Origin of the sequence: Limimaricola soesokkakensis (assembly GCF_900172345.1) — a bacterium.
GTDB lineage: Bacteria > Pseudomonadota > Alphaproteobacteria > Rhodobacterales > Rhodobacteraceae > Limimaricola > Limimaricola soesokkakensis.
The window spans coordinates 14115-38370 of record NZ_FWFY01000008.1 but is presented as its reverse complement, the minus strand read 5'-3'; the positions used below and the strand labels follow the sequence as shown (position 1 = coordinate 38370).

Genomic DNA, 24256 nt, shown 5'->3' with positions numbered 1-24256 from the left:
TTTTGTGGGGGACGGTTTGATGGTCAACAGCAACAGGATCGAGAGGCAGGTAAAGAAGGCCCTGCGCGGATCACCACTTTACGCCCCGGTCAAACTGCTAAAGGAGCAGATGCGCATCGCACATTTCTCGCTGGCGCAGGTGACGGATAAGGTGGTGCGACCGGCCCCGCACGAGGTCTTCCTCAGCCTGACTGCGAACTGCAACTTGCGCTGCGGAGCCTGCAGCTACGGCCGGGATTTCATGCCAAGCCATCAGCTCCCTTGGGAGGTTGGCGCCAAGCTTATCGACGACTGCAAGGAACTCGGCATCGGGACTATCCGGCTCTATGGTGGCGAGCCGCTCCTGCACCGCGACCTCGACAAATATGTCGAGCGGATCGCACATCACGGGCTGAACATGTATGTCACGACAAATGGCCTACTGCTCGACAAGAAGATCGATCGGCTCGTCGAGGCTGGTCTCAAGCGGGTCTCGATTGGCTTTTACGGGCTGGAGGAGGATTACGACGCCTATGTCCAGAGGCCCGGGGCCTTCGAGGCCCTGAGCAGATCGCTGGCCGCGACACGGTCGAGGCATGGGGCCGACACATTACCGATGGGACTGGATTGGCTGCTAATGCGCAGCACTGGACGACCCGACAGCGTCAGGCGGACATTGCAGTTCGCGCGTGACCACGAGATGCAGGTCTACATAAACCTTATCCATTACTCCCTCCCCTATTTCGTGAGACCCGAGCACGAAAGCGAACAGCGCTTCTGGTTTGAAGAGGAGGACCGCCCGATCCTGGAGGAGGTCGCTTCGATCCTGCTCGAGGAAAAACAGCGCGACCCCGGGCTCATCCGAAATACGGAACGCGGTATCCGATCGATTCCCGATTGGTTAATCCGCAAATCCGCAATGCGGCTGCCATGCACCAGCCATGATATGCTCTGGATCGGACCAGACGGGACGGTTCAGATGTGTTTCGTCACTTTCAAGCTCGGCTCTCTACACGAGCACAGGCTATCGGAGCTGCTGTTCAACGAACGTCACCGGAGCTTTGCGCGGCATGCCTTTAACTTGAAATGCCCGAACTGCAATTGCGGCTATGACAAGCGGGTGAACTTACACCGTCCATCGCGTACTGCCTACGCGACTGGGATGAACGGCTGACCCGCAAAACCACCTGGCGCCGCGCTGTCGATTATGAGTTCTGACTTTAGAGAGGCGTTGGTGATGTGACCGCTGCCAACGGCATCGTTGTGTCAAGCTGGAAGAGCGTTGTCGCGCCATTGGGCAGGACCGGTCGGAGCCCGGCAAGGGATCGTCTCAAATTGCTTCGTCGAGCAGGGCCGGGGCGGTCCGTTCCCTGAACTCCGCCTGCATCGCCTCGGTATCGACTCGTGGACCGATGATCATGCATCCACTCCTCGGTGGTTACGATGAGCCGGAAACCCTCCGTTAAAAAATCAACTCAGATGTCCCAGAGGCGCTGACGAGGGACATGCAATTCGCATTCTTATGCCGCTCTGGCAGGTGCCCTATCTGATCCAAGCTTATTGCGTCATTTGCCCCAGGAAGGAGGTGTCGGGGGTCTCTGCGGGTTGCCACGGGCTGCTATCATGGGCGGGTGACTTTCATGAAGGGTTGGTAACATGCGCAAGGTATTCATGGCTGCGACAGCTTTCGTCGCTCTTGGAGCGACGCCCGCCCTCGCTTCGCCGAAGGGGGAGATACTCATGCAGAAGTATCGAGCCGCTGAGTATACCCGAGTCCAGATCAAGGAGGGTCCCACCCAATACAAGGTGGAGGCAGTCAAAAACGGCAGAAAGGTTGAGGTCGTCTACGATAGGAAGCTCAGGATCATAAAAAAGGAGTATGAAAAGGCGGACGCGGACGACGACCGGCCCCGCTATCGAATTCGCAGCAGGCCCAAGGATTTCGTTCGGATTCGCGATCATGCCGAGAAGCATGATGATGATCACAAGGGCGACGGGAAGTGGTCCGGCAAAGGTCACGGTAACGGCGGCGACAAAGCCGATGATGACGATGACGACGACAAGAAGAGCCGTGGCAGGGGTCGCGGCAAGGGTCGCGACAAAGCCGACTATGATAGCGACGATGACAAGAAAGGTCGTGGCCGGGGCCGAGGTCGGGGTGGTCACGAAACCGACTATGAAGACGACGATGATGATGACGACAAGAAAGGCCGGGTCCGCGGCCGGGACGGCGATGAATCCTACTACAAGCATGGCGACAAGGGCAAAAGTAGGAAAGGCAAGCGGTCGTCCGACTGACGCCGTACAAGTCATGGCCGGGTGGCGATTGCGCGGCTCGACGCCCGGTCGAACGAGCGCAAATCAGTGAGATTGGACTGTGTCCTCTGTCAGCTGGCCCGCGTCGAAGAGATCTGCCGGGGCATCATGTGGGCGTTGATGATGTGACCGCCCCCCGACGGCATCGGCGTTCTTGATAAATCGGCTTTACCCTGATCAGCGCGTCTCCGTGGTCGAATGGTTCTGCTGATCCTCGACGATGCGCCAGGACGCCGATTTCTGGGGATTGGTCCAGAATGCGAGCTTGTCGAAACGCTCGAACAGATCGGGGGGCAATATCGTTTGCCGAGGATTGAGGCGAACCGGCCCGCTTATCTTGTGCAAACCCCGGGCGCCGAGATGGCGGTCGAATTCGGGCTCATCATATTCAACCCGTTCGAAGTCATGCTCGAACCATGCCTCATCGAGGAAATCATAGATGAGACGCAGGCAAGCCTCCGGCCTGCTGGCCAGAATGGTGTAATCGATCAAGAGGATCTGTGAGGAATGTTCGCCATAATAGGCCTCTTTCATCGCTGAATAGGAAAATCCCACCACGCGGTCACGGTTTGCCAAGGCTTCCACTCGGCTGTAAACGGTGGCTCGTTCCTCTGCGGTAAAGAACAACTTCGAAGGCTCGAAGGCATTTCGTCTGACAAGGCGTTCGAAGCTGTCCATAATCCATGCGACGTTTCTCACGCAACATAGGATCTTCGCCTGCGGGAAAAGTGCATGGACAAGCGGAAGCTGTGCGCACCATATCCGGTTGGTATCGAAGATCACGCCCTGCGTGCTTGGCTCGTCGTAGTGGGCCTGTACCACCGCGCGCAAGATACGACTCCGTTTCGCATCGTCGAGAAACACCGATGTTTCGTTTTGCGGCCCCATGGCGTTCAGGAGGGTTGTCACCAGCCCTCCGACCGGTCCGGTCATCGCCGCCGTAAATCTTGGATTCTGCCGAAGAATTCCCGCCAGCAGCGTCGATCCCGATCGCGGCAGGCCGGAAATGAAATGAATTGCATCCACAGGCGCAACCTCCAGTATCTCTCGATGAAAACCATAGGCAGATTTCGCGGCCTTATGAACCTCCGTGAGAGGCCTGCGCATTATGGCCCCCTTCTGCAACCATATCGAGATCGGCGCTCGTCTTGCGCGGTGTAAAGTGGTAGAGTTCGCCATCAAGACGCTGAAATGCATGCCGCGCTTTTCAGCGCCAATCTTTTTTATTGTCGCAAGATTCCACTGCAGAAGCCGGGAGTCATGGTCATGGTTGCGTTTCGGATCGAGGCGGAAAGTTTCAACATTATTAGTGGCTTCAAGATCGAATCCTTGAGCACGTCTTCCGGCGGCCAGAATCTCAAGGCCATGAACAAGGCTGCCGAATCCCGGGCCGAGATCGTTTTTTCCGGGGCAGCGGGAGTCTACGATCTCGATATCGGCCATTACGACGAGAATGACGGTGCGGCCGGGTTGACGCTGTTCGTGAACGGTGTCGAAGCCGGTGGTTTCACGCTGGACCAGGATCTGGGCAACCACCTCGCCTCCGAAGAAACTCACCTTGTGCGTCGGATCGGAGATGTCGCGCTGCAGCCCGGAGACGTGATCGAGTTGCGGGGTGCGCGCGATGGGGGCGAACCCGTACGCCTCGATTATGTCGATTTCAGCCCTGTCCGGCCCGCGCAGGATGTGCCGAGCCTGACGGTGACCACCCTGGAAGACGTCGTCGACGGCAGCGACGGACAGACCTCGCTGCGCGAAGCGATCGGCTATATCAACGACGGCATCTTTGCGCCTGGCTCGACGATCCGGTTCGCCGACGGCCCGGGGGAGGCCTTCGAGGCGGGGGGCACGATCACCTACGCTCAAGGGTCGGGGCCGCTGACGCTCACCCAATCGATGATCATCGATGGTGATCTGGACGACGACGGCATGCCGGACGTCACGATCGATGCGCAGCGGGGATCGCGGGTCTTCCGTGTGGATGATGGAAACGCCGCCACGAGGCTGCCCGTCGTTCTGGACGGGTTGATCCTCACGAACGGGGCGGCGCCGGATGACGAGGCGGGCGGTGGCGTGGAGAATCTGGAGGATCTGTCCCTCCTGAACAGCGCCGTCACCGGCAGCAGTGCCTATCGTGGGGGCGGAATTTCGAACGCCGGGACGTTCCTGGGACAGGGGATCATGGTGTCCGGCAACCGGATCGACGGCCGCTACGGCACTGGCGGAGGTCTGTTCAATACGGGCACGATGACGCTCGCAGCGAGCGAGATCCGGGAGAATTCCGGCAGTTACGCTTACGGGGCAGGGGTCTTCAACCGCGGCGACCTGACCGTCACGGACTCCACGATAAGCAACAACCGCATCGGAACCGTCGATTTCGGGGCTGGCGGAGGCCTATACCATGCGGCAGGCCATCTGCTGATCAGCCGCAGCACCATCTCCGGGAACGAGGTGACTTACGGAGGCGACGGTCAGGATCTGTTTCTCGGCGGGTATTACGGATCGAATCCGACCGCACGGATAGAGAACAGCACCATCAGCGGTCCCGGCACCCGCCCGCTGGTCTCGGCCTACCGCGCCAGTCTCGATCTCGTCAACAGTACCCTGGCAGGCAGCATCGAGTCGCATGAGGCCGTGGTCCGGATCGGCTCGACGATCGTCGAGAACGCTTCCGGCGATGGCTTCCTGAGCCTCGGCAACAACCTGATCGCGAATGGCGACGGGGCCGGTGGCGCGTTCCAGGACGGCGTTCTGGGGGATATCGTGGGAACCTCCACGACCCCGGTCGATCCGAAGCTCTTGCCGCTGAGGATGAACGGCGGGCCGACCGCCACGCATGAACCGCTCGCCGACAGCCCGGTGCTGGATGCTGGCGCCAACCCGGACGGATTGAGGACGGACCAGCGTGGAAAGCCACGAGACACCGACCTTCCCGGGATCGGCGGCACGACCGACATCGGCGCGGTAGAACTGGATGCGGCCGAGTACGGGGCCCCGCCCCCCGCGAGCACTCTTACGGTCGATACCACGCTCGACGTCGTGGATCCGGGTGATGGCCTCACCTCGTTGCGCGAGGCGATCGAGGCCGTCAACCGGGGCGCCTTCGCGCCCGGTTCGACCATCGGCTTCGCCGACGGCCCGGGCGAGGCCTTCGCGGGCGGCGGGACGATCGTGCTGGGCGGAACGGCACTCGACATCGCGCAATCGATGGTCATCGATGGCGATCTCGACGATGACGGCACGGCGGACGTGGTGATCGACGCCGACGGCCTGTCTCGCGTCGCAACGATCGTCCGCGGCTCGGGCGAAGAGGTCCGGGAGGTTGTTCTGGACGGTTTGGTGCTGACGAATGGCGGCGCCGACAGCGCCATCTACAACCAGGAAAAACTGACCATGCGCCATTCCGAGGTCCGCGATAGCGTGGATAGCGGCGTGTGGAACAGGGGTGATCTGTCCCTCCTTGGTACCACCGTCGATGGTCATCAGGTGGCCGGCATCTTCAACGACGAGGGATCGCTGGATGTCCGGGACAGCACGATCAGCAACAACCTGCTCTGGGGTCTCTTCAACTCGACCGGCGGCGCCCTCAGGGACGTGACTGTCGTGAACTCGACCTTTTCCGGCAATGGCTATGGCGGACACATCTTTCAGGACCCCGGCGGGATCTACAACCGCTCGGGGGAGATCGGCATTTCCAACAGCACGGTCACGGAGAACGTCGTCGGCATCTTTCTCGGCAGATCTTTTGAAGAGACACCGCTCAGCGACGGCGTGACGAGGATCGCGTCCAGCATCATTGCCGGGAACGGGGCTGCCGACGTTACCGAAAGCGGTGGCGCGGCAATCAGCCTTGGCAACAACCTGATCGGGGATGGCAGCATCTTCAGCGACGGCATCAACGGCGACATCGTCGGAACGATTGCCTTGCCCGTGGCGCCTTTCCTTGGCCCGCTCGCCGACAATGGCGGCCCGACGCTGACGCATCTGCCACGCAGTCTCAGCCCGGCTCTCGACGCAGGCGCCAACCCGCTGGGACTGGCGACCGACCAGCGGGGCGAGGCGCGCGATACCGATCTGCCCGGCGTGAGCGGCACGCCGGATATTGGCGCGGTGGAGCTGAGGATCGACGAATTTGCAAGCATGCCCCCGCCCGAGCCGTTCAGGGTCGAGGCAGAAGATTTCACGCGTGACGTGGCGCTCAAGGTCAAGGCCCTCGCAGTCGCCTCGGCCGGCAAGGTCCTGCAAGCGGACGGGCCCGGCGAGCAACGAGCAAGCTATCTGTTCGACCGGCCCGGCGGGGTCTATGACCTCACGCTTGGCTATTTCGACGAGACCGACGGGGTCTCGAACCTTGCGATCCTGGTCGATGGCATCGCGATCGACAGCTGGCTGTGGGACCAAGACCTCGGCAGTCCTCTGGCGAACGCGGCCACGGCGACGAGCCGGCATATCTCCGGCGTGACGATCGACGATGGTTCCAGGATCGAACTGGTCGGGCGGCAGGACGGCAGCGAGCCGCTGCGCGTTGACTACATCGATTTCCGCCCCGCAAGACCGGATACCGTGCCGCCCAAGATCGACGCTGTCCTTGCTCCCGACATAGGCGCCGCACAGGCGGGAGCGCCGGATGCGATACTGCGCGTGACCTATTCCGACAATGTCGCGATCGACGTCTCGAGCATCGATGTAGGCGATATCCAGATCAGCGGGCCGGGTTCCCGGCTGGTCGTATCGGGCTTCAACGTCGATCAAGACTCCGATGGCACACCACGGAGTGTGGATTACATCGTGAATGCGCCGGGCGGAAGCTGGGATGCCGCGGACAACGGCTTCTACAGCGTCACCTTGAATGCCCTCGAGGTCCGAGACACAAGTGGTAACCCGGTGCCCGTCCAGCACGCCCTGGCGATATTCGTGGTGAATGTTTCGGCGCCACCACCCGCCGCTTTCCGGATCGAAGCCGAAGATCTCGCTCGCGACGTCGCATTCAAGGTCAAACCGCTCGGAGCCGCCTCGGCGGGAGCGGTACTTCAGGCGGATGGTTCGGGCGAGCAGCGTGCTTCCTACATGTTCGACCGGCCGGAGGGTTTCTACGACCTCACCATCGGGTATTTTGACGAAACGGACGGGGTGTCCAACCTTTCGGTCCTGGTGAACGGGCGGGAGGTCGAGAACTGGTTCTGGGACCAGGATCTCGGCGATCCGCTGGCCAATAGATCCACGGCAACGAGCCGCCTGATTTCCAACGTGGCGATCGGCACCGGCGAAAAGGTCGAACTCGTCGGACAGATGAACGGCAGCGAACCGCTCCGCATCGATTACATCGATTTTTCGGCCACGGCGCCGGATGCCTTCACGCTGGATCTTCTCTAGGCTCGGGATCCATTGATCTTGATGAGGCTGCGTACTTCAGGCTCCCCGAGCATGATCAATGAGCAATCTTTTCTGGCTGACGACCGAGCAGATGGCCCGGCTGCAGCCGTATGTCGGGAAAACAGTCCCCCGGACTGTTTTCTGATCCTCCAAACTTCCAAAGAGCCATGGCAAGCCACGTGTCGATGATCGGCGGGTCCTGAGCGGCATCATCTTCGTCAACCGCAACGGCCTGCGGTGGCGCTGTGCCCCGAAGGAGTATGGCCCGACAGAGACCCTCTACAGCCGTTGGAAACGCTGGAGCGCCGGGGACGCCAGCGCGCCGTGGTCACTTTGGCGCGTCGTATCGCGGTCATCCTAGATCGGATCTGGGTCGACGGCACAACCTTCCAGACAGAGGCCGCTCCGAAGATGACCTGATCAACCGAGGCTCTACCCGTTGCCTGCGTGGTTGCAGGCCTTCGAGGTCCCGCAGGGACGTGGTTTCGATGATGCCGTGCTCGGGACAGTTGCTGGTAATGACCAAGCACGCTAATGAGATGGGCACATCGGAATTGCAGCGAACCAGCATCTTGTTGGCAGCCCCCGCGCTGACCCCGGACCGAAGCATGTGCCCCCGAGGACCTCAGGCGAAGGCCACGTCAATGCTGAAAGCGATATGGACCGTGCTTCATGCCCCGCCGCTGCGGGACCGCCGCCGTTGCGCAATGCTCCTTGACTGAGACGCCCCCGTTACAAAAATCCTGACCCTAAGAAGTCGGGAGGGGGCCATATAACGAAAAAGGTAGTAGCGGGCATGGTCTAATGTGAGGAAGTTCGCTTCCCCGACGCGCGAGAGTTTCAGCCAACGCTCAGCGGTGCCGAACCGAGTTTTCACTGACTCTGATCTCTCGGATGAGGTCAGCAACTGCACGGTGCGTCTGAACGTCGACTCCCACCCCAATCGCATTTTCATGCGTTGTCGCAGCATCCTGTAGGACACCCTGAATCTCGCTTTCTGATAGTAATTGGCCATCACCGAGCGCGAGAAGGAGTGCTTCGCAGATCGAGAGTGCGGCCATGCCGGAAAGAGTGTTCTGATCGGTCATTCGAAAAACCCTCTCTGATCGAAACGCCGTCGGAGAATTCCGAAAGTCGCACGATCGTCGCTATGCTGGCATGAACCACCGTATGGAGTACTGATCGAAAGCAGCCATCGCGTTCGAAGTTCCTGCTATTCCGGCACATGGAGGAGAGCATTTGGCCACCAACATATCCGACGCCTTTGCGCGAAAGCTTGGTGCTTTCGTCGCCCTGTCGGCGACGGAGCTCGATGTGCTGTCACGGCTGCACCGGCGCCGCAGGACCTTCGTGGCAGGGCATGATCTCGTGCATCAAGGGCAATCGGAACAGGCCGCCTACATCCTGTCTTCTGGTTGGGTCTGCTCTTACAAATCGCAGCCCGACGGTTCCCGACAAATCATCGATTTTCAGATCCCGGGTGATTTTCTCGGCTTGCGGAGCATCCTTCTGCATACTTCTGACCATGGCATCGAACCTATTGTGGAGATCGAGGCTGCTGAAGTTCTGAGACAGGATCTTTTGGACGCGTTTGCGCGTACTCCCCGCTTGGCGACAGCGGTCCTCTGGGCGGCGTCGCGGGACGAGGCGATGGTCGTGGAGCATCTGGTGGGGCTGGGACGGCGCAATGCGTCGGAACGTATGGCCCACATGCTGCTTGAGCTGGGGGCCCGGCTGGCGCTGGTCGGCATGGGGGACAAGTCAGGCTATGATTGTCCGCTGACCCAATACCATCTCGCGGATGCACTGGGATTGAGTGCGGTGCATGTCAATCGCGTGCTCCGGCAATTGCGTGAGGAGAGATTGGTGACCTTCCGGGGCGGCCATGTCACTTTCGACGATTACCCACGCCTCGTCGCCTTGGCCGACTTTGACCCGGCCTACCTCGACCAGATGGGCCCTATGCTCCGTTGACGAAGCCGATAGAGAAACTTGGGGACACGCCACCCAAGACCGCGCTTCGGCCTTCAGGCCAATAGAGTTTGTTGGTGCGAGACCCGCAGCCAATCCCCCTCCCGCAGGTGAAACGAAGACATGCAGAGCGCCTCGAATATCGCGCTATCCGCCTGGTTCGCTGACACGCGGTAGGCAAGCAGGATCGTGCCGCCGCTGCGCGTGAAGAGCCTGTCGAGCAACGAGACAGAGGACCAGTCCGAGGCTTGCAGCCATCCGGTCCAGATGTCGACCCCTCGAAGGGGACAACTCTGATCAGGAAGAATGAACACGGCATCCGCCGCCGTCGAGGCGCGCGCCTCTGATAGGCGACCGCCCCAGAGGGTCCTTTCGATCTTCCAAAGCAAGGCCTCTTGCGGCGGAATGGATTTCCGTGCGGACCCTGGAAAGGGTCGGAGGTTGGGAAACGGCAGGATCATTCTCCGGTGCCTGACAGGCTAAAGTACAGGATCTGAACAAGCGCTAGCAGGATCATGAGCAGCCAGAAGACAGGCAATTCGGGCTTTGTGCGAACTCCTCCGGGCGTCCCATCGTCACGAAGGGTGGCTCCGGACCGCATCTGTTCGGGCAGCAGCGAAGCCAGACGTTCGGCCGTGAGCCAATGCCCCTGCCTGAGCGCTGGCACATCGAGAAATCCAGCAAGCAGCCGGTCGAGCCGTTCGCGCGCGGCCGGTCGCGACAACCCCGCGAGATCCGAGGCCTCTTTTCTTGGATCGAGGCCGAGCCTTGCGAAGGCCGACAGGACGGTCACGACATAGCCGTTCTTGTCCTCACCCACCGGGGCAAAGAGAAATCGATCGCAATCGCTCGGGGCGGAATGAAGCTGGTCTGTCTCAATCATGCCGATAGCCTTTCGTGAGCACACCGGCTCAAGGTCTGCGCTGCCCGTGGAAGAAGCAGGTATTTCTGGATGCTTCTCCAAGCAGTCGGGTGTGGAATGGCTCATTCTCGCACAAATGGCGCAAGGACGCGCTGATGCAGATCAGTCGCTTGAGCTGGCGCAACATCCGTTAATGAAGGGGCGTCCATGTCATATATTTTCCGAGATTTTCGGCCAACGCTAACATCGATCAGCCTCTCCCTCAGGGCTGGAGCGTAAGGTCCCTCTGTCAGTCGGTAGGGGCAGGGCCCTTGACCGACGACTGGCGCGAGCCGTGCCTGTCAGCAGTTCGGGAGAACTTCGAGATGACCGTGCGATCCTCCAAGTCGGTGGTGACGTTTATCCATCCGTTCCGCATCTCCGGCTATCCGGACGAGCTGCCCGAAGGCGAGTACGTGGTGGTCGTCGAAGAAGAGCTTCTCCAGGGGCTGAGCTTCGAAGCCTATCGGAGAACCGGCACCTACTTGGCCGTGGAGGGCAGGGGGCGCCGAGCCGACATTTCGGAGATGCGCCAGATTACCCAGAAGGCGCTGGAGGCTGCTCTCGATCGCGACCAGACACTTGCGGCCAAAGCCTCCAGGAGAGCTAAAAGCTTTCCGGTCTGAATAACGCGAGCCGGACCACTGGCCCGTCCACCCTGTAGCGCAGAAAAGGAGACGCATAATGTCCTTCAAAGACCTGTCAAAGAAAGCGACACAGGCGCCGAAATCGCCTGAGGCCAATAGCCCGCAACAGAGTCCTGCCACGAAAGAGTCTGCCCCGGTACAGGACCATGCGGCCCATTCGCCAAAAAAGTCCTGAACTCTGAAACCGTGCCCAGGGCGACGTCGGGCGACATGGTCAGCAGGACAACGGCAACCTTCTCGCGCGCGTTCACGCTCCCTGGCTTCGACGAAATGCTGCCGGCAGGAGAGTACGACCTCGAGACCGAGCTGGCGGCTCCTCTCGATCATCTGGACCCGGAGGGCTGGAAGGCCTCAGTCCGAGTGTACCTGCACCCGCGGGGCTCGCATCCCGGACTGTCGCGCAGCCTGACCGTGTCGCTGGCCGATTTGGAGTTGGCCCTCATAAAGGACGGCCTCTCGGACACGGACCTGAGGCATGCCTTTCTCGAGGGCATGCTGGCCGACCCACTCGTGCGCCTGCTGATGCAGGCCGATCAGGTTTCGGCGGCGGAACTTCGACGCCTTCATGCAAGCCCGCCACCTCGTGAGGCGCGTCGTGTCAAGACGGCTGAGCTCTCTTCCATGGCCAAGGCACTCAGGACATTTGCCGACAGGCTCGCCATCCAGTCGGCCGAGAACGAGGGCATGCCGATACGGAACCGTCATAGGTCGAGCTGATCGTTCGAAGCGGCAGCACGATGCATATCCGGCGCTTCTCAAGCCCGGGTCGATCCACAAGGGGGAGCAGAAGGCATGTCCAAGGGACAGCAGCGAAGCAACACAGAAGTGAAGAAGCCAAAGCAGAAGAAGGCCCCGCCGGTCGCACCGTCGAGCGTCGTGCGGGTCTTCAGTGAAGCGGCAGCGCCGAAACTCAAGATGAAGCGCTGAGCCATTTTCCTATCGTGGCGGAGCGCATCCCGCTCCGATCACTGCCGCGCGTAAGGCGAGTTTCTAGGCGCAACCGCGCCACCCACACCGCAAGCAGCTTCGAGATCGAAGCAGGAGATCAACATGGCCAACATGAACGTGACGCAATCCCGCAAGAGCATGGGCATCATCGCTGCCGTCCTCATCGGTATAGTCGTAATCGCCGCCTATCTCTTCGGGTGGTATGGCGGCGATCCCACGGTGGCGATTCCGGCGAACTGAGACAGCGCGAAGCCGTTCGGATGATCGGGTGGGGGTCCCGCGCAGAAGCGGACCCCCACGGTTGGATTACCGGCAAGCGGGGACAGCCAGCCGATCGTTTTGTCCGCTCTCGCCGATCGCCTGAACAAGATCTCCAGCAAGGCGGGCCGCCATGACGTTTCACGCATCCCATGCGCCGCGCGCACGTCATGACGGCGAATACCTGTCCGACCTGCAACTCGTGGAGCTCGGGTGTCACCTTGCTGGGCAATCCTTTATCGAGGTTCCGGTGGACTTCGGAGCGGTCATGCCGCGCCGTGCACGGCAGCTTCGGGACCGGACCGCCAAAATCTATCGCAGAGTGTTTCGTGCCTCGCAGGGCGAGCAGCTCATCGGTCCGGCCGAGGAGTGGCTGCTCGACAACTTCCACTTGGTCGACGAAAATATCCGGCAGGTCGAACAGGCGCTGCCACCCCGCTACGTCCGGCAGTTGCCGCAGGTCGCAATCTCGGAAGAGCTCGCTGCCCCGCGCGTGGTGGCCTTCGCGTGGAAATTCGCCTCACATTCGTCATTCGAATTTGAAGCCGCCCGTCTGACCGCGATGGTCAAAGGCTACCAGAAAATCCACCCCCTCCTGATCGGTGAGCTCTGGGCCCTGCCGTCCATGTTGCGATTCATTCTGGTTGAGGAGTTCGCCGGTCTCGCGCAGCGTATCGACCGGGCCAGGTCCATGCGCGACCGCGCCAACGGTCTGGCGGACCGGATCGTCGCGCTGAATGACGCCCCGGAGCAGGGCCTCCTCAAGGCCGAGATCTCGGCCTGCGAGGACGACAGCTTCGCGAGCCAGCTGCTCTACCGGTTGCGCGACGCCCCCGAGCGGACCCATGCAGCGATCGATTGGCTGGACGAGGCACTGATCCGCCGCGGCAGCAATGCCGAGGAGGTGCTGATCGCAGAGGAAACGCATCAGTCTGCGGAAACGGTGCTGATCGCCAGCATCATCCGCAGCCTGCGTGCCATCGACGATCTGGACTGGATGAAGTGGTTTTCTTCGGTCAGCCGGGTCGATGCAGCGCTTGCCGAACGATCGAATTTCGCGTCGCTCGATTTCAAGTCCCGCGATCAGTATCGCAATGCGGTCGAGGAACTGGCCCGGCAGTCGGGTCATAGCGAGCTTGAAGTGGTAGAGCGGGCGTTGCGGCTGTTCGAGGCCGAAGCGCGGGGCCGAAACGGCGCAGGGGCCTGCGGGCCGCGCCCGGAGCAGCCCGATATCGGGTTCTGGCTGGTTGGCCCGTGCCGTCCCGGTCTCGAGCGGGATCTCGGGGCACGCCTGCCGCTGAAGAGGCGGGCCGAGCGCGGCTACCGCCGGCTGGGCTGGCTGGCCGTGGCGGGACCGATCCTGCTTCTGACCGTGCTCATCGTCGCGGCCGGGATCGTGACGCTGAGCCTCGCGGGACTCTCCGCATGGCAGGTGCTCTTGCTGTGCCTCCTCGCCGCCATGCCCGCCAGCGAGGCAGCGAGTGGGCTGTTCAACTTCGCCGCATCGATGCTCAAGGGGCCGGTTCGGCTTGTCGGCTTTGCGTTTTCCCGCGGCGTCCCCCAGACGGCAGCGACCCTCCTCGTGATACCCTGCCTGCTGTCCTCCCGCGACGCGATTGATGACCTATGTCGGCATCTCGAAGTGCATTACCTCGCCAACCCGACGGGGCATGTGACCTTCGCCCTGGTTAGCGACTGGTCCGACAGCCCGACCGAAACGGCGCCCGACGACGTCGATCTTCTGGATCACGCGCGCGATCGGATCGACCGGCTGGCCCGGCTCTACGCGCATGATGGTCGCAGGCGGTTCCACTTGCTGCACCGAGTCCGGCAATACAATGCGTCGGAGGGCGTGTGGATGGGGTGGGAGCGCAAGCGCGGCAAGCTTACCGAGCTGAACCTGCTATTGCGCGGCGATGCCGATACGTCGTTTCTGCCCACCGATACGGCGCTGCCGGAGGGCATCCAATACGTGATGACGCTCGATTCCGATACGCGTCTCACCCGCGACGCGGTGACCAAGCTGGTCGGCAAGATGGCGCATCCGCTCAATCACCCTGTGCTCGATCACGATACGGGGCGGGTCACGCGCGGTTGGTCGATCATGCAGCCACGGGTGACGCCGTCGCTCACCACCGGGGCCGAGGCGTCGATGTTCCAGCGGGTATTCTCACGCGACCGCGGGCTCGATCCATATGTCTTTACCGTCTCGGATACCTATCAGGACCTGCTGGGCGAAGGCTCCTTCACCGGCAAGGGGCTTTACCACGTCGATACGGTGCGGAGGGTGCTGACCAATGCCTTCGGCGAGAACGCGATCCTGAGCCATGATCTGGCTGAGGGGGCGATCGCTCGCTGCGCGTTGGTGACGGATATCGAGTTGATCGAGGATTTCCCAACCCGTTACGAGGTCGAGGCGGCGCGTCAGCACCGCTGGGCGCGCGGCGACGTGCAGCTGTTGCCGCTGATCCTGAGCCGGTCGGGCATCGGTGCGCTCGGGCGCTGGAAGATGGTCGACAATTTGCGGCGAATCCTCGTGCCGATCTTCTGGATCGCGGCCTCTGTTAGCGGTTGGCTCCTGCTGGAGCCGGTCTCGGCTTTGGTATGGCAGTCATTCCTGACCCTCAGCCTGTTCGTTGCGCCGACCTTGCAGCTGATCAGGTCGGGCCTGCCACCCGCCGTCGACATGGTCACACGGACGCATTTGCGCTCGCTTGCGGTCGACGTGGCCGCGGCGACGGCGCAGGTCGGCCTGCGGATCCTGTTCATTCCACATGCGGCGGCCCTGATGTCGGATGCAGCGATCCGCAGCCTCTACCGCGTCCTCATCAGCCGCAGGAACTTGCTGGAATGGCGCAGCGCCGGGGCTTCCGGTCTCCCAAGAGCCCCGGGTCTCCTTTCCTATTACCGGATCATGCTGTGGCCGGCACTCGCGCTGTTGACCGGACTGCCGCTGCTCTACCAGCTTTCGGCCCCTGGGCTGCCGATCGCGCTTGGTTTCGGGTTGGCCTGGAGTCTTGCGCCCGCTGTCGCGTGGTATGTGAGCCGCTCGGCTGAGACCGAGGACCGGCTCGATATCGACCCGGCGGACCGAGCAGCGCTGCGCCGGATCGCGCGGCGCACCTGGGAATACTTCGACCGCTTCGTGACCGAAGAGCACAACTGGCTGCCGCCGGACAACTTCCAGGAGGACCCGGAGCCGGTCGTGGCCGGGCGTACCTCGCCCACCAATATCGGCCTCTACCTGCTGGCCACGGTCTCGGCGCGCGATTTCGGCTGGATCGCGCTGCGCGATTGCATCGAGCGGATCGAGCATACCCTCGCGACGATTGAGTCCATGGAGACCCTGCACGGGCATCTCTACAACTGGTACGACACGCGAAGCCTCGCGCCGCTTTTGCCGCAATACGTCTCCACCGTCGACAGCGGCAATCTCGCGGGACACCTCGTGACGCTGTCGGCGGCGCTTCGCGACTGGGGGGCGGCACCTTATGTCCACCTGTGGACCGGCGTCGAGGGGATCGGCGACATCGCCTCGATCCTGCGTGAGGAGCTTGCGGACGTGCCGGATGACCGCCGCACGATCCGACCCCTGCGCCAGCGGCTGGAGGAGCGTCTGGCGGGGTTCGAGCGGGCGCTCGAAACGGTGCGCCGCGCGCCCGAGGCGGACTCGGTCCGCACTCACACGTTGCTGGCGATCGCCGAAGACATTGACAACCTCGCTCTTGGTTTCAGCACGGAGTACGGTGAGCGGGCCGTGGCCGTGCGGCACTGGGCCATGCGGCTGAAGACCGTCTGCGAGGCCGGTCTGGCGGGTGCCCCGCTGGGCCTGCCCGCGACCGAGGCGCTGCGCGAGCGGCTCGAGCGTACCGCCGAGCAGGCACGCCGGCTGGCTTTCTCGATGGACTTCACCTTCCTGATGCAGCCCGATCAGCGGCTGCTGTCGATCGGCTACAACCCCGCCGAGGGCAAGCTCGACACCTCCTGCTACGATCTTCTCGCCTCCGAGGCGCGGCTGACCAGCCTGTTCGCGGTGGCCAAGGGTGATCTTCCCAATGAGCACTGGTTCCGGCTGGGCCGACAACTGGTGAGCGTCGGCGCGCGCGGCGCACTGATGTCGTGGTCGGGCTCGATGTTCGAATACCTGATGCCGCCGCTTGTCATGCAAGAGCGGACGGGGGGGCTTTTGAACCAGTCCAACATGCTTTCGGTCAAGGCGCAGATCGACTATGGCCGGCGCCGCCGGGTGCCGTGGGGGGTCTCCGAAGCCGCCTACAACGCGCGCGACCGCGAGATGACCTACCAGTATTCTAACTTCGGAGTACCGCTGCTGGGGCTGAAGCGCGGCCTCGCCAGCGATCTAGTGGTCGCCCCCTATGCCAGCCTTCTGGCAAGCCAGTACCGCCCGCGCGCGGCGGTGGCCAATCTCGAGCGACTGCGCGGCATAGGCGCGCGCGGCGATTACGGCTTCTACGATGCGGTTGATTTCACACCTGCGCGGCTGCCCGAGGGCGCACGTCATGCGGTGGTCCGGACTTACATGGCGCATCACCAAGGCATGTCGATCGTCGCTGTGGCGAACGTCGTGTCGCAGGGGCTTATGCGGACGCGGTTCCACAGCGATCCCGTGATCGAGGCGGCCGAACTCTTGTTGCAGGAGCGCTCGCCGCATGAGGTCCCGGTGATCGTCGCCTTGACCGAAGAGAACGCGCGCCTCACCGGGTCGGCGCAGCTGACCAGCGCGGCGCTGCGCGAGATCGACGATCCGGCCCGGGCCGGGCGGGCGGTGAACCTGCTGTCGAACGGGCACTATTCCGTCATGCTGACCGCCACGGGTGCCGGATCGGCGGCCTGGAACGGCCTGGCTGTTACTCGGTTTCGTCCGGACCCGGTCGAGCAGGTCTGGGGCAGCTTCCTGTTCCTGCGCGATCTCGAGACCGGTGACTGGTGGTCAGCCACGGCCGCACCGCGCGCCGCCCCGGACGAGAAGGCGCATGCCGTGTTTTCCGACAGCAAGGCCGAATTCTACAAGACGGTCGGCACGCTGCGCAGCCGTGTCGACGTCATTGTCGCCTCCGAGGTTGATGCGGAAGGCCGCGCCCTGACCTTGTGCAACGACGGCGAGACCGATCGGATAATCGAGGTGACCTCCTATGCCGAGCCGGTAATTGCTTCGGCGCAGTCCGACGCCGCGCATCCCGTCTTCTCCAAGATGTTCATCCGCACCGAGATCGCCGAGGCAGGCGCAGTGATTCACGCCTGGCGTAACAAGCGCAGTCCTGACGAGCCGGACATGCACGTGGCGCATCTGCTCGCCGGTCTCGGTGGCGGCCGGGTCACCAGTGCCGAGACCGACCGCCGCCGCTTCATCGGGCGGGGCCGCACCCTGCGCACCGCCATGGCCTTCGACCCCGGCGCTTCGCGCTTTGGCGGGGCGGAGCCGTCCGATGGCTACACGCTGGACCCGATCCTGTCGCTGCGCCGTAAGGTACGGGTCCCGGCGGGCAAGGAGATCCGGCTTGTCTTCTGGACCCTGGCAGCCCCTGGCCGAGCCGAGGCGGAAGCCTCCATCGCCCGCTACATGCATCCCGAGGCGTTCGACCGCGAAGCCATGCACGCTTGGACCCGGTCGCAGATCCACCTGCATCATGTCGGCGTCGATCCCGCCGAGGCGGCGATCTTCCAGGTCCTCGCGGCATCTTTCGTGCTGCCTGACCGGTCGCTTGGGGCCGCGCCGGATGCGCGGCGCCTCGGCGCGCAGTCGATGCTGTGGCGCCTGTCGATCTCGGGCGACGCGCCGATCCTCACAATCCGCATTGACGCCGAGGCGGATATTGAGGTGCTGCGCGAAGCGCTCAGGGCGCATGAATACCTGCGCAGTCGGGGCCTGCTGATCGACCTCGTGATCCTCAACGAGCACGCGACCTCCTATGCGCAGGATCTCCAGATGGCGATCGAGGCGATCTGCGCCAGTTCGCGGCACCGCGCGCTGATGGGTGGCGGTCTGGCGCATGTCTTCGCGCTCCGGCGGGACCTGATGGACGAAGCGACCTGCGAGACTCTGCTCGGCGCGAGCCGCGCTGTGTTCCACGCCCGCAACGGGCGGCTTTCGGTCCAGCTCGGACGCGCGGCCCGTCTGGCCGGGCGCGGACGACCCGATGCGGGGGCGCGGCCCGATCACGAATCTCGGACGGGATGGCCCACTCGCCGCGAGGTCGTCCTCCCGGACCGTGAGCAAAAATCGCCCGAGTTCCGAGGCGGGGAGGGTCTGGAGTTCTGGAACGGGATCGGCGGTTTCGACGTCCGGCGGCGCGAATACGTTATTTACCCGGAAGCGGGCGTCCCCACGCCGCATCCTTGGATCAACGTGATCGCCAACACGCGGTTCGGCATCCAGGTCTCTGCCGATGGTGCCGTGTCAAGCTGGAGCGTCAATTCCCGTGATCACCAGCTTACGCCGTGGTCAAATGATCCGGTCATCGACCGGCCCGGTGAGGCGATCTATGTGGTCGACCGCGACACGGGCACGATGTTCAACCCCCTGCCGCGCCTTGATACCACGGACGGCGCGCGCTTCGAGGCCCGGCACGGCATGGGCTACAGCCAGTTCCGGCGCGAGGGCGGTGATCTCGCGATGACGCTCACGCATCGCGTTGCAGCAGAAGATCCGGTGCGCCTGTCGCGGCTGGAGCTGGAGAACACGGGGGAGCGACGCCTGCGGCTGCGGATCACCGGCTATGCCGAATGGGTGCTCGGCCATGACCGAGCCCGCACAGCGCCCTTCGTCACGGTCCGGGCCGATCCGGTTGCGGGCCTGATGACGGCCTTCAACCCTTTTGATACCGAGTTCCCTGGCCGTGTCGCCTTCCTCGCCTGCTCGGAGCCGGTGGCCGCCTTTACCGCGGATCGGAGCCGCGTTCTCGGTAGGGGCGATGTCTGGCGCCCCGAGGCAGTGATGCGCGGCCAGCATTTAGGCAATGATACGGAGACCCATGGCGACCCTTGCGCCGCCATTGCCACTGATGTGGTGCTTGAAGCCGGCCAACGGGCGCGGCTGAGCTTCCTGCTTGGCGACGGGGCGGATGCGGGGGAGGTGCAGGCTCTTGCCCGCCGCCATCTCGCGGCCGAGCGGGACTCGCAGGCCGATCCCTGTGACATGGCGGCGGCGGAGTGGGCACCGCTTCTCGACACGCTGCAGATCGAAACGCCGGACCCGGCGATGGACCTGATGGTCAATGCTTGGCTGCCCTATCAGGGCATCGTCTGTCGCCTGCGCGCCCGTTCGGCGTTCTACCAGGCCAGCGGCGCCTTCGGCTTTCGCGACCAGCTGCAGGATACGCTGGCCTTCCTGTGGCAGGATGCCGGATTGGCCCGGCGGCAGATCCTGAACGCTGCGGGGCGGCAGTTCATCGAAGGAGATTTTCAGCACTGGTGGCTGCCGCAGAACGGCGCCGGAGTGCGAACCACGATATCGGACGACTGCGTCTGGCTGGCTTATGGCCTGTGCCACTACGTCGAGGTGACGGGCGACGTTACCTTGCTGGACGAAGACCTGCCATTCCTGTCGGGGCCGCCTCTCCCCGAGGGCGCGCATGACGCCTATTTCCAGCCGGATCCCGCGCAGGAAAGCGCTTCGGTCTACGAGCACGCGGCGCTTGGTCTCGACCTGGCGATCAGCCGTACCGGCAGCCACGGCCTACCCTTGATACTGGGCGGCGACTGGAATGACGGCATGAATCGTGTCGGCGAGGCGGGCCGCGGCGAAAGCGTTTGGCTCGGGTGGTTCTTGGCGCACGCGCTGGACCGGTTGGGAGCGATCGCATCGCAGCGGGGCGACGATGCCCGTGCCGCCGCTTGGGCCGCGCACTCATTATCGCTACGCGAGGCGCTCGACAGCGCGGGCTGGGACGGGGCGTGGTACCGGCGGGGCTATTATGACAACGGCACGCCGCTGGGCTCCGCAACATCCGAGGAATGCCGTATCGACTCCATCGCCCAGTCCTGGAGCGTGATGTCGGGCCTCGTTGATCCGGTTCGGGGCGCGCAGGCGATGGCGAGCGTGCTCGCGCATCTTCCGGACAGAGAGGCCGGGCTGATCCGCCTGTTCACACCGCCTTTCACCCGGACCCCACAGGAGCCGGGCTACATCAAGGGCTACCCGCCCGGTGTGCGGGAGAACGGTGGTCAGTACACCCACGCCGCGGCTTGGGTGGTCTATGCGCTGGCGGAGATGGGGCAGGGCGAGGCGGCGCATGAGTGCTTCTCCATGCTCAACCCGATCCGGCACACGCTGGACCCGGACGCTGTCGCGACCTACCGGACCGAGCCCTACGCGGTCGCAGCTGACATCTATTCGGAAGGTGAGCGCAGGGGGCGTGGCGGCTGGACTTGGTACACGGGCTCCGCCGGCTGGCTCTATCGTGCGGCGGTCGAGGGCATCTTGGGTATTCGCAAGTCTGGGGACCGGATCACCGTGCGCCCCAACCTGCCTGCGGCGTGGCCGGGATTTGTAGCGCGATTGAAGATCGAAGGAGCGGTGCGAGAAATCAATGTGACCCGCAGCGATGACGGTAGCCTCGTTGTTAAGGTCGATGGGACGAAGCTGCATAAGACCGATTCATTCCCGTTCAAACCCAATGATGCGCCGTGACGCGACTGAGGTGGTGGCCTCTCTGGCAGCATTCTTTGTGCGAGGATTGGCTAAGTCTGCTTGAAAATTGCTGAGAAGAGGGAGATCGCGGATGAGGCGGCGCTTCCTGTATCTGGTCCCTGTGAGCAAGGCGGAGGCCTTCGTCACCGCAGTCGTCGCTTGTGAGATGGTCGGTTTCGACTGAGCCTCCGCAAGAGCGAGGACGGCCGCACCGATCTGATCCGGCGACACCCCGACCAGAAGGCGGAGCCGTCCCCTTTCATGCGGATGCGAAGATCTGGCAGTGCAGTCGGCGTGCACCACTAAAAGACAAGGGTCGACCTCAAGAAACAGACAACGGAAACTGTGGCGCATGCTAAGCAAGAGGGGTGGTGGGCGCGCGCTTGACCAAAGGTTCTGCGACCCGGTCAACTCGTAGCGTGCTGTGTGCCACTTGTTTTCAACGAGTTGAATGGTTTGCGAAAGCGGCCCGCCATGGTTTGGCGGGTCGTTTCTTGAGATGAAGGCTGACTATCTTCCGCTAGACCGAAGCATCTATCAGATGCCCTTGCTCTAAGCGCGGAGAGAACTGCTGCGCCGAGGGATCGTTTCCTGACGTAATCCTCGAAATCGTTCGGGCGACCCAATGGCCGCTCTGACCGAATGTTAGAGTTCGGCTCTCTATTGATCGATTAACATGCCGTTTCACTTGAAACTCACTACCGCGGTACGGATCTCGGGACCGAGATCTGATTTCAGGAGTTAGCCGTAGGCATGAGCGACGACCGAAGCTAGACTCGTGGCGACGTGCGCCAGTGACGCAAGGCCCATTCGCGGATGATCGGAGCTTGCGCGACGAAGGGTTGCCGCCTCATGTGGGCGTCGTCGCGACCGGCATTATGAGCTGGACGCGAAGCCCCCCGCCCTCGCGGTTGCGGAAGCAAAGTTCCCCGCCATGGTCCTCTACGACTGCCTGTGCGATCGCCAGGCCAAGGCCGTAGCCGGAGGACGCGGCACCACCACTCCCCCCGGCGTCGTCGCGCTTGAACGGCAGCAGAAGCCGCGGAAGGTCGCTCTCGGGAATGCCCGGGCCACGATCGTCGATCGTCACCTCGACCATGTCACCCTTCTGCGACACAGCCACCTGAGCCGAATGACCGTATTTCATCGCGTTCTCGATGAGGTTGAGAAGAGCGCGCTTCATCGCCACGCGCTTGCAAGTAACAATAAGGCCCTCGGTGCTGTCGCACTCCACCGGGCCGCCGCAGTCCGCGAGATCGTCGCAGATCGTGCAGACCAGCGCCCCGAGATCCACCTTCGAGCGCTGCTCGCTTTCATGTGTTGCCCTCGCATAGGCGAGAAAGCTGCCGATCAGGGTGTTCATGTCCTCGATCGTGCCAAGAATTCTGCCCTGCTCCTCGCTGGGAGGCATCGCTTCCACCCTCAGCTGGATCTGGGTCAGGGGCGTGCGCAGGTCATGCGAGATCGCGGCCAACATCTCGGTTCGGCCCTGAACCATGTTGCGCAACCGCGCCTGCATCCGGTTGAAGGCATGGGCCGCCCGCACGACCTCCTGCGGCCCCGTGGCCGGGAGAGGCGAGGTGAACAGGTCCCTTCCGAGCGCCTCGGCGGCCTCGGCAAAGCGCGCGAGCGGGCCCGTGACGCGCCCAACGAGCCAGAAAGCGACGAGGGCGATCCCGATCAGGGCCGAGATGAGGTTGGCCACGAGCAGATCAGGCAGGAGCGGGGCAGGCGTATTGAAGGCCCCGGAGAAATTGATCCAGTCGTCTGGGCCGTGCTTGATCGAGATGACCAGGCCGGGGCCGTCCGCCGGAAGATCGAACGCTGTGGCAGGCGAGCCCTTTCGACTGGCCGCGTCGAACTCCGGCAGTTCGACTTGGCTCGCAGGCCTCTCCAGGATGCGCGCATGCATTTCGTTGCTGGCTATTCGCGGAACCTGCGAGCGCAGATAGGCGAGGATCTCCTGCTCCGCCTCGCTGAGGCGCTCGGGCTCCAGCGGCGAGGTGCTGCTGGTCCAGACGCGGAAGGCCCGGCTGTCGGAGAACTTTACCACCTCATTGCGCCAAGCCAGGGGGAGGTCGCGCACCAGGCGGCTGATCCCGGCGGCGCGCTCGGCCAAGTCGACGGCCTCGGTCATCTCCACCGCTTCGCGGCGATCGAAATGATAGAACGCATAACCCACCAAGTGGGACAGCACGAAGCTCGCCACGATGATGGCCGTGGTCCGCGCGCGCATGCTGCGCCAGTTCACGCCAGCACGTCCGGCGTGAATATGTAGCCGTCGCCCCATATCGTCTTGATGATCCGGGGGGATTTCGGATCGTCGCCCAGCTTCTTGCGGAGCCGGCTAACCTGAATGTCGATGCTGCGATCCGAGATGATCGCCGAACGTCCGCGTGTGGCATCGAGCAGTTTCTCGCGGGAGAGCGTTGCCTGCGGCCATGTCAGAAAGGCCAGGAGCAGTTCGTATTCCGCACCGCTCAGCAGGACGATCACGTCATCATCCGAGACGAGTTCCCGCTTTGCCGTGTCCAGCGCCCAACCTTCGAAGCGGATGAAACGGTCGGAGCGCGGGGGAGCGGCGCCCGCCACGGCGGAACGCCGCAGCACCGCCTTGATTCGCGCCAGCAGTTCTCGTCCGTGGAAGGGCTTGGGCAGGTAGTCGTCGGCCCCCATCTCCAGCCCCAGCACCCGGTCGAAATCGTCCCCCTTGGCCGTGAGCATGATGATCGGCGTCAGGTCTCCACCGCCGCGCAGGGAGCGGCAGAAACTCAGCCCGTCCTCGCCCGGCAGCATCAGGTCGAGCACGATGAGGGAGACGGACCCTTCCGCCAGCAGCGATCTGGCCCGCTTGGCATCGGGCGCCCTGCTGACCCGGTACCCGTCCCGGCTTAGGACCTGTTCCACGAGCTGGCCGATCTCGACATCGTCATCCACGATCAGGATATGCGCTGGCGCGGTGGTCATGGCACGAAAAACCTCGAGCGAACGTTCTCACCCGAAAATCATTAGCAGCAATCTTCGGCATACCAATCGGAAACGGCTGTGGCGCTGCAGGCGCCTGCCGCCGACACAGCTTGTCACAGATGGACAAAAAGTTCGGAAATCTTCGCGCCTGGTCTGCGCTACTGACATCGTGTCCGTTTCAGAAGGAAGGGCACGCAATGCATCGCACCGACAGGCCCCTCTGCATTTTAGCGAAGGGCATTCGAA

Annotated in this window: 16 protein-coding genes and 2 pseudogenes; 12 read left to right on the top strand and 6 right to left on the bottom strand. The window is 63.0% G+C overall.

Going from position 1 to position 24256, the window contains the following annotated elements:
* Positions 1-19: 19 nt before the first annotated feature.
* Together LOS8367_RS12855 and LOS8367_RS18845 are read left to right on the top strand one after the other, a co-directional pair.
* Positions 20-1153 carry a radical SAM protein gene (locus LOS8367_RS12855; RefSeq protein WP_085896927.1) on the top strand — a complete coding sequence of 378 codons (1134 nt, stop codon included), beginning with the start codon at positions 20-22 and terminating at the stop codon, positions 1151-1153.
* Positions 1154-1635: 482 nt separating this feature from the next.
* The gene (locus LOS8367_RS18845; RefSeq protein WP_133056328.1) at positions 1636-2277 is read left to right on the top strand and encodes a PepSY domain-containing protein; all 642 of its coding nucleotides are present in this window, start codon (positions 1636-1638) and stop codon (positions 2275-2277) included.
* A 195-nt stretch (positions 2278-2472) separates the two neighbouring features.
* Here the strand turns inward: LOS8367_RS18845 and LOS8367_RS12845 are convergent, their stop codons facing one another.
* Complete coding sequence (locus LOS8367_RS12845; protein ID WP_085897053.1) at positions 2473-3402, bottom strand: sulfotransferase family protein; 930 nt, start codon at positions 3400-3402, stop codon at positions 2473-2475.
* An 84-nt stretch (positions 3403-3486) separates the two neighbouring features.
* Here LOS8367_RS12845 and LOS8367_RS12840 point away from each other — a divergent pair, with 84 nt between their 5' ends.
* The 3 genes and pseudogenes from LOS8367_RS12840 to LOS8367_RS19485 form a co-directional block, all read left to right on the top strand.
* Positions 3487-7668 (top strand): choice-of-anchor Q domain-containing protein, encoded by a 4182-nt coding sequence (locus LOS8367_RS12840; protein WP_085896925.1) that lies wholly within the window; start codon positions 3487-3489, stop codon positions 7666-7668.
* Positions 7669-7726: 58 nt separating this feature from the next.
* A pseudogene (locus LOS8367_RS12835) lies at positions 7727-7972 on the top strand (transposase); the annotation flags it as partial.
* Positions 7957-8088 (top strand): annotated as a pseudogene (locus LOS8367_RS19485) (IS110 family transposase); the annotation flags it as partial. The pseudogenes LOS8367_RS12835 and LOS8367_RS19485, both read left to right, overlap by 16 nt.
* Positions 8089-8519: 431 nt before the next feature.
* On the opposite strand, the gene LOS8367_RS12830 reads toward LOS8367_RS19485, so the two are convergent.
* On the bottom strand, positions 8520-8756 hold the full coding sequence (locus LOS8367_RS12830; RefSeq protein WP_085896924.1) for a hypothetical protein: 237 nt from the start codon (positions 8754-8756) through the stop codon (positions 8520-8522).
* A 151-nt stretch (positions 8757-8907) separates the two neighbouring features.
* Between LOS8367_RS12830 and LOS8367_RS12825 the strand changes: the two genes are divergently transcribed.
* Entirely contained in the window at positions 8908-9642 is a 735-nt protein-coding gene (locus LOS8367_RS12825) for a Crp/Fnr family transcriptional regulator (protein ID WP_085896923.1), read from the top strand.
* A gap of 53 nt (positions 9643-9695) precedes the next feature.
* Here LOS8367_RS12825 and LOS8367_RS12820 read toward each other — a convergent pair whose 3' ends face one another.
* On the bottom strand, positions 9696-10100 hold the full coding sequence (locus LOS8367_RS12820) for a hypothetical protein (RefSeq protein ID WP_133056327.1): 405 nt from the start codon (positions 10098-10100) through the stop codon (positions 9696-9698).
* Positions 10097-10522, bottom strand: coding sequence for a hypothetical protein (locus LOS8367_RS12815; protein ID WP_085896921.1), 426 nt, complete (start codon positions 10520-10522; stop codon positions 10097-10099). The genes LOS8367_RS12820 and LOS8367_RS12815 overlap by 4 nt, the downstream gene beginning before the upstream one ends.
* On the opposite strand from LOS8367_RS12815, the gene LOS8367_RS18840 reads away from it, so the two are divergent.
* The 6 genes from LOS8367_RS18840 (at position 10521) to LOS8367_RS12800 (ending at position 21043) form a co-directional block, all read left to right on the top strand.
* Complete coding sequence (locus LOS8367_RS18840; RefSeq protein WP_133056326.1) at positions 10521-10745, top strand: hypothetical protein; 225 nt, start codon at positions 10521-10523, stop codon at positions 10743-10745. The two genes, LOS8367_RS12815 and LOS8367_RS18840, sit on opposite strands and share 2 nt — an antisense overlap.
* A gap of 67 nt (positions 10746-10812) precedes the next feature.
* Complete coding sequence (locus tag LOS8367_RS12810; RefSeq protein ID WP_242665587.1) at positions 10813-11166, top strand: hypothetical protein; 354 nt, start codon at positions 10813-10815, stop codon at positions 11164-11166.
* A gap of 231 nt (positions 11167-11397) precedes the next feature.
* Positions 11398-11904 carry a hypothetical protein gene (locus LOS8367_RS12805; RefSeq protein WP_085896919.1) on the top strand — a complete coding sequence of 169 codons (507 nt, stop codon included), beginning with the start codon at positions 11398-11400 and terminating at the stop codon, positions 11902-11904.
* Between the two features lie 75 nt (positions 11905-11979).
* Positions 11980-12114: a hypothetical protein gene (locus tag LOS8367_RS19395; protein ID WP_278247970.1), complete on the top strand. Its 135-nt coding sequence runs from the start codon at positions 11980-11982 to the stop codon at positions 12112-12114.
* A 123-nt stretch (positions 12115-12237) separates the two neighbouring features.
* Entirely contained in the window at positions 12238-12375 is a 138-nt protein-coding gene (locus LOS8367_RS19065; RefSeq protein WP_165761468.1) for a hypothetical protein, read from the top strand.
* A gap of 151 nt (positions 12376-12526) precedes the next feature.
* Positions 12527-21043 carry a glycoside hydrolase family 94 protein gene (locus tag LOS8367_RS12800; protein WP_085896918.1) on the top strand — a complete coding sequence of 2839 codons (8517 nt, stop codon included), beginning with the start codon at positions 12527-12529 and terminating at the stop codon, positions 21041-21043.
* Between the two features lie 850 nt (positions 21044-21893).
* Here LOS8367_RS12800 and LOS8367_RS12795 read toward each other — a convergent pair.
* The gene (locus LOS8367_RS12795; RefSeq protein ID WP_165761467.1) at positions 21894-23294 is read right to left on the bottom strand and encodes an ATP-binding protein; all 1401 of its coding nucleotides are present in this window, start codon (positions 23292-23294) and stop codon (positions 21894-21896) included.
* The gene (locus LOS8367_RS12790) at positions 23291-24010 is read right to left on the bottom strand and encodes a response regulator (protein WP_085896916.1); all 720 of its coding nucleotides are present in this window, start codon (positions 24008-24010) and stop codon (positions 23291-23293) included. Before LOS8367_RS12790 ends, LOS8367_RS12795 begins: the two co-directional genes overlap by 4 nt.
* Positions 24011-24256: the final 246 nt, after the last annotated feature.

What these genes read in the sequence shown, in the direction of transcription:
- LOS8367_RS12855 (WP_085896927.1), top strand. Translation starts at nt 20, where the DNA reads ATGGTCAACAGCAACAGGATCGAGAGGCAGGTAAAGAAGGCCCTGCGC.
- LOS8367_RS18845 (WP_133056328.1), top strand. Translation starts at nt 1,636, where the DNA reads ATGCGCAAGGTATTCATGGCTGCGACAGCTTTCGTCGCTCTTGGAGCG.
- LOS8367_RS12845 (WP_085897053.1), bottom strand. Translation starts at nt 3,402, where the DNA reads ATGCGCAGGCCTCTCACGGAGGTTCATAAGGCCGCGAAATCTGCCTAT.
- LOS8367_RS12840 (WP_085896925.1), top strand. Translation starts at nt 3,487, where the DNA reads ATGCATGCCGCGCTTTTCAGCGCCAATCTTTTTTATTGTCGCAAGATT.
- LOS8367_RS12830 (WP_085896924.1), bottom strand. Translation starts at nt 8,756, where the DNA reads ATGACCGATCAGAACACTCTTTCCGGCATGGCCGCACTCTCGATCTGC.
- LOS8367_RS12820 (WP_133056327.1), bottom strand. Translation starts at nt 10,100, where the DNA reads ATGATCCTGCCGTTTCCCAACCTCCGACCCTTTCCAGGGTCCGCACGG.
- LOS8367_RS18840 (WP_133056326.1), top strand. Translation starts at nt 10,521, where the DNA reads ATGCCGATAGCCTTTCGTGAGCACACCGGCTCAAGGTCTGCGCTGCCC.
- LOS8367_RS12815 (WP_085896921.1), bottom strand. Translation starts at nt 10,522, where the DNA reads ATGATTGAGACAGACCAGCTTCATTCCGCCCCGAGCGATTGCGATCGA.
- LOS8367_RS12805 (WP_085896919.1), top strand. Translation starts at nt 11,398, where the DNA reads ATGGTCAGCAGGACAACGGCAACCTTCTCGCGCGCGTTCACGCTCCCT.
- LOS8367_RS19395 (WP_278247970.1), top strand. Translation starts at nt 11,980, where the DNA reads ATGTCCAAGGGACAGCAGCGAAGCAACACAGAAGTGAAGAAGCCAAAG.
- LOS8367_RS19065 (WP_165761468.1), top strand. Translation starts at nt 12,238, where the DNA reads ATGGCCAACATGAACGTGACGCAATCCCGCAAGAGCATGGGCATCATC.
- LOS8367_RS12800 (WP_085896918.1), top strand. Translation starts at nt 12,527, where the DNA reads ATGACGTTTCACGCATCCCATGCGCCGCGCGCACGTCATGACGGCGAA.
- LOS8367_RS12790 (WP_085896916.1), bottom strand. Translation starts at nt 24,010, where the DNA reads ATGACCACCGCGCCAGCGCATATCCTGATCGTGGATGACGATGTCGAG.